Origin of the sequence: Spirillospora sp. NPDC046719 (assembly GCF_040645715.1) — a bacterium.
Classification (GTDB): Bacteria; Actinomycetota; Actinomycetes; order Streptosporangiales; family Streptosporangiaceae; genus Spirillospora.
The window spans coordinates 1-5,365 of sequence record NZ_JBEYYT010000545.1; the positions used below are offsets into that span (position 1 = coordinate 1).

6 protein-coding genes are annotated in these 5,365 nt (G+C 73.2%); 3 read left to right on the forward strand and 3 right to left on the reverse strand.

All coding sequences use genetic code 11. The features are described 5' to 3' along the window. Positions 1-145: 145 nt before the first annotated feature. A complete protein-coding gene (locus ABZ914_RS45550; RefSeq protein ID WP_500200907.1) occupies positions 146-367 on the reverse strand; it encodes a hypothetical protein in 222 nt (73 codons plus the stop codon). 421 nt (positions 368-788) lie between these two features. On the opposite strand from ABZ914_RS45550, the gene ABZ914_RS45555 reads away from it, so the two are divergent. Continuing rightward, the gene (locus tag ABZ914_RS45555; protein ID WP_500200908.1) at positions 789-1,457 is read left to right on the forward strand and encodes an RlpA-like double-psi beta-barrel domain-containing protein; all 669 of its coding nucleotides are present in this window, start codon (positions 789-791) and stop codon (positions 1,455-1,457) included. Between the two features lie 188 nt (positions 1,458-1,645). On the opposite strand, the gene ABZ914_RS45560 is transcribed toward ABZ914_RS45555, so the two are convergent. Together ABZ914_RS45560 and ABZ914_RS45565 are read right to left on the reverse strand one after the other, a co-directional pair. After that, a complete protein-coding gene (locus tag ABZ914_RS45560) occupies positions 1,646-2,752 on the reverse strand; it encodes a M20 family metallopeptidase (protein WP_500200909.1) in 1,107 nt (368 codons plus the stop codon). A gap of 44 nt (positions 2,753-2,796) precedes the next feature. Then, positions 2,797-3,816 (reverse strand): LacI family DNA-binding transcriptional regulator, encoded by a 1,020-nt coding sequence (locus ABZ914_RS45565; protein WP_433136688.1) that lies wholly within the window; start codon positions 3,814-3,816, stop codon positions 2,797-2,799. 142 nt (positions 3,817-3,958) lie between these two features. Between ABZ914_RS45565 and ABZ914_RS45570 the strand changes: the two genes are divergently transcribed. Continuing rightward, positions 3,959-4,834, forward strand: a complete 876-nt coding sequence (locus tag ABZ914_RS45570) for a BtpA/SgcQ family protein (protein ID WP_387020835.1) — start codon at positions 3,959-3,961, stop codon at positions 4,832-4,834. Then, a partial coding sequence (locus tag ABZ914_RS45575; protein WP_500200910.1) for a carbohydrate kinase family protein occupies positions 4,831-5,365 on the forward strand: 535 nt, incomplete at its 3' end. The genes ABZ914_RS45570 and ABZ914_RS45575, both read left to right, overlap by 4 nt.

Below are 5,365 nucleotides of genomic sequence, written 5' to 3' on the forward strand. Positions count from 1 at the left end.
CCTCCCCGCGCCCATGCGCCCCCCTCTTGCCCGCCGCCGGGCCGTCTCGCGGTTCACGGCCGCCCGGCGGCCGCCTCCGGTACCCACCCGGCCGGTACGTCCGGCCGGGTTTTCTTGTGCGCCGCGCTCCTTCCGCCTATCGGTCTCACGGGCTGGCCGGGCCGATGTCGATCTTCAGTTCCAGGCCGCGCCCGCCGGCCGTCCGGCCGCATAAAAGATCATTTCCCCGGACATAAAGATCGTTCTTTAAGATCTTTCCGATCAGGGCGCCGACCTGCGCGTCCGCCCGGATCCCCTGCGGGAAAGGCGATCCCGCGGACCGGCCAAGAAAACGATCTACCTGGCCAAAGGTAAAGAAATCGCCCATTTGGCCCAAGTGCGGCAATGCGGGATATAGTCAACGCCAGGTCAAGGTCAAAGCACCGTTGACCTGGCCAATCGCATAGCCGTCGCCTCCCGCCCGCCAGGCGGGAACCCTCAGCCGAACCACGGCCGCACCATGCACCGGCCGTGACCGCGCAGGGCCCACTGAGCCCCCGGTCGGCATCCTCTCCCGCTTCATCGAAGCCCGCGTCGCGCGCATGCCCGCAGATGGCAGCGCGGACGGACGCGAGCTCGGCCCGTCATGTCCGCGGGCCGTCCATGCGGGGTCCTTTCCGCGGCGGCATTTCCGAGTCCCGATCTCGGAACCCCGTTCCGCATGCCCGGATCCCCTGTGCTCCGGCGCCGGAACGGCTGTCCTGTACGCCGAACTAAGGATTTTCATGCAGCAGCGGACGATCAATCGCGTGTTGACCGGTGTCACCGGCGCGGCTCTTGCCGGGATGCTGGTGGGCGGCGTGGCGGCCGCCAGCCACGACGACTCCGCTCCCAAGCCCGACAGGCTTCTGGCGCAGCAGCAGGACATGGCCGCGCTGAAGCAGAAGGCCCCCGAGAAGAACACCTCCTCCGAGACCCTGGCCGAGTCCAGCTCGAAGTCCGCCTCCAAGAAGCCGGACGCGAAGAAGCAGGACGCCAAGGCCTCCACCTCCAAGGACGCCAGGAAGAAGGCCGACAAGGGCCCGAAGGCGATCCTCAGCGGCACCACCACCGCGTCCTACTTCTGGGACGACGGTTCCGGCATCAACGGCGACACCGGCGCGCCCGCGAGCGGCAAGCCGATGCAGAAGGGCCTGTTCGCCAGCCCGAGCTGGCCCATGAACACCAAGGTCAAGGTCACCTACAAGGGCCGCAGCATCACCGGCTTCATCGGCGACCGCGGCCCCGGCGCGCCCTCGCACGACGGCGTCATGCTCGACCTCGACACCTACACCTTCCGGTACCTGCTGGACGGCGGCAAGCCCGACAGCAAGTACGACGCCGGCACCGGCGAGGGACACCTCCAGGGCGTCAAGTGGGAGGTCCTGTCGTGGGGCTCGGGCGCCGGCACCAAGGGCGAGCCGCAGCCTCTGGGCTGACCGTTCGCGAGCGGATTCACGGGCCACTTCTCAGCGACGGTTCGTGAGCCGCGGTGCACGACCCTCTCCGGCGTGACCGCCGGAACGCATGGAACGGGAACGCCCCGGCGAGTCGAACGATCGCCGGGGCGTTCTCCTGCATGAGCGGCGCCGGTCTCAGACGGCGCTGGTCTCAGGCGGCGCTGGTCTCAGGCGGCGCCGTCCGGCCGGCGCGCGGCCAGCAGGCGGTACAGCGCCTCCGCGGCGGCGCCGACGTGCGCGACCGAGCACGTCTCGTCGGTCACATGCGCCTGCTCGGGGTCGCCCGGCCCGTAGATCACCACGTCCGGCCCGCCGAGCAGGCCCGCGAGGACGGACGCGTCGGTGAAGTACGTCGCGTACTCCGGGACGGCCCCGGAGGAGCCGGGGGCGAGCAGGTCCAGGACCTCCGGCATGCCCGGAGCCGCCGGGTCGGTGGCGACGCCGGGAAGGTCCACGAGCCGTTCGAGTTCGACCTCCTCGCCGCACAGCCCGGAGATCACCGCGACCGCCTCGTCCGCGCCGAAACCGGGGACGGTGCGGACGTCCAGCCGCATCTCGGCGCGGTCCGGCACCAGGTTCGGCTGCACCCCGGAACGGAAGGTGCCCACGTTGACCGTCGCGGGCCCGTGCGTCGGGCTCACCGGCCAGTCCGCGTGCGCGTGCACGCGGACCGCCGCGGCGGCCAGCGCGGCGAGGGCGTTGCGGCCGAGCTCGGGCCGGGAGCCGTGCGCGGACACGCCCCGCGCCGTGGCCTTCAGCCAGAGCGTGCCCTTGTGGCCGAGGACCGTCCGGTTCCCCGTCGGCTCGGCGACGATCAGCAGGTCCGTGGCGGCGACGGCGGCCGGGTCCAGGACCGCCGCGCCGTCGCACCCGGTCTCCTCGCCGAACGTGAAAACCAGCTGGGGCGCGAGCAGCCCGTCGCGGACCGCCCGGACGGCCGCCTCGACCTGGCAGGCGACGCCCGCCTTCATGTCGCTGCTTCCCCGCCCGAGCAGGCGCCCGTCCCGGACGTCGCCGGACAGCGGGTCGAACGACCAGCCGGACGCGTCGGCGGGCACGGTGTCGAGGTGCCCGGTGAACGTGACCGGGACGCGCGGCGCCTCGGGCCCGTACCGGGCCACGACGTTCGCCCGCCCCTCGGCGGGCTCGTCCACCCGGACGGCGAATCCCGCGCCGTCCAGCACGTCCGCGACGAGGTCGGCGGCCCGCCGCTCACCGCCGCCCCGGGTGTCGATCCGCACCAGCCGGCGCGCGAGCTCGAGCGCGTCGCCCATCTCCTGACCTCCCTCTCCGGGCCCGGCCGGGCGGCCGGGACGTCTCAGGCCCGTGCCCGCGTGCTCTCCCGGACCACCAGGGTCGGGACGAGCGCGATGTGCGCCGACGGCCCGCGGTCCCCGTCGGCCTCGCCGGCGGCCGCGGCCAGCAGCCGCACCGCCTCGGTCGCGATCCGGTCGCGCGGCTGGTCGACGGTGGTGAGCGCGGGCTCGCTGAGCCGCGAGAACTCGATGTTGTCGTATCCCGTGACCTGGACCCGGCCCGGGACGTCCACGCCGTGCGCCCGGCAGGCCCGGGTCACGCCGAGCGCGATCAGGTCGTCGGCGCACACGATGGCGTCGGGCAGGTCGCCGGCGGCGATCAGCCGCGCGGCGGCCGTCTCGCCCCATTCCACGCTGTAGTCGCCGAGCAGGATCTGGTCCGGGTCCACGGCGATGCCGAGGTCCTCGGACCGGCGGCGGAACCCGGCGAAGCGCTGCTCGGTGGAGGAGTTGGTCAGCAGCGAGCCGGCGAACGCCGCCGACCGCGCCCCGCCCGCGTGCAGGTGGTCCATGACCTGGCGCATCGCGGCGACGTCGTCGACGCCGACCCAGTCGGTGCTGGTGCCGCCGACGAACCGGTCGAGCTGGACCAGGGGGAGCCGCCCGGCGGTCTCCTGGACGGCGGCGCCGCTGAGCGTGCCGTGGCTCGGGCTGACGATGATGCCGTCGACGTTGCGGGCGACGAGGGTGGCCAGCCGCCGCGCCTCGACCTCGGGGTCGGACCGCGCGTCGCAGAGCAGCAGCTCCTTGCCCTCGCGGCCGAGGGCGTGCTCGACGCTCTCCACCAGCGAGGTGAAGAACGGGTTGGAGATGCTCGGCACGACCATGCCGACGGTGTCGGTGCGGCTGTTGCGCAGCGCCCGGGCGATGGAGTTGACCTGGTATCCGAGGTCGTCGGCGGCCTTCCTGACCTTGCGCTGGACGGCCGCCGACACGGGCCCGCGGCCCGACAGCACGCGCGACACCGTGGCGGTGGAGACCCCGGCGCGCTCGGCGACCTGGGCGATCGTGACCCGCTGCAATCGTTTACCTCTCCAGCTTGGCGAAAGCCCGGATGCTGGGCAGATCAACAACAGTGACCCGATCATACCCCCTTGACGGCCTGCGGGATCCGTATCTACGGTGCAGGACAACACGACTGCAATCGATTACACAGGAGGCGACATGGTGAGGGCGACGGGGAGCGAGCGGGCACTGGGCGTGTTCCCGCCGAAGCCGAACGCCGTCGAGGAGCTGTTCGGCACCCCCAAGGTCGTCATCGGCGCCGTGCACCTGCCGCCGCTGCCGGGCAGCCCGCACTACGAGGGCGTGCCGCTCGACGAGATCTGCACGTTCGCGATCGAGGAGGCGCGGGCCTACCTGGACGGCGGCGCGCACGGCGTGATCGTCGAGAACCACTGGGACATCCCGTTCCTCAAGCCGGGCGAGCACGGCTACGAGACCGCCGCCGCCATGGCCGTGGTGACCGACCGGGTCCGGCACGCGACCTCCGGGCGGGTCGGCGTGAGCATCCTGTCGAACGCCGCCGAGTGCTCGATCGCCTCCGCCTGGTCGGGCGGCGCCGGCTTCGTCCGCGTCAACCAGTGGGCCAACGCCTACGTCGCCAACGAGGGGATCATCGAGGGCCAGGCCGCGCACGCCACCCGCTACCGCAGCCGGATCGGTGCGAACCCCGTCAAGATCTTCGCGGACGTGCACGTCAAACACGGCGCGCACGCGATCGTCGCCGACCGCACCCTCGCCGAGCAGACCGAGGACGCCGAGTTCTTCGGCGCCGACGTGCTGATCGCCACCGGCTCGCGGACCGGCGACGCGGCCGCGCTGGACGAGGTCGAGGGCATCGCCGCGCACACCACCCTGCCGGTCGTCATCGGCTCGGGGATCAGCGCGGGCAACGTGGGGGAGCTGCTGCCGGCCTGCGACGGCGTGATCGTCGCGTCCTCGGTCAAGGACAACGGCCGCTGGTGGGGCCGGGTCGACGCCGCCAAGGTGCGGGAGCTGACCGCCGCCGCTGCGAAGGCGGGCGTGGTCCTCCCATGATCGTGTTCTGCGGCTACGCCAACGTCGACCTCACGGTCGCCGTCCCCGTGCTGCCGGGGCCCGCCGCCCGCGTCCAGGCCACCGCGGTGCGCCGCGGCGAGGGCGGGATGGGGGCGAACGCGGCGGTGGCGGCCGCGCGGATGGGCGCCGACGCGCGCTTCGCGGGCGTCGTCGGGCCGGACGCGGCGAGCACCGCGTTCCTCGACGCGCTCGCCGCCGACGGCGTCGGCACCGACTGGACGTCCCGGACCGGCGTCCTCACGACCGCGGTCGTCCTGCTCACCCCCGACGGGGAACGTTCCATCATCAGCCAGGACGACCAGGTCACCACCGAGCACGTCGCCGCCGTCGCCGCGCAGGCCCGCGCGGCGGGCGCGGACTGGCTCTACCTCGACGGCTACCGCTTCCCCGCGGCGGCCGGCGTGCTCGGCGACGGCCCGCCCGGGGTGATCGTCGACCTCGACGGCTGCGACGGCGCCGAGGCGGCCCGCGCCGCGCTCGCCGCGGCCGACCACGCGGTCGGCGGCCGCG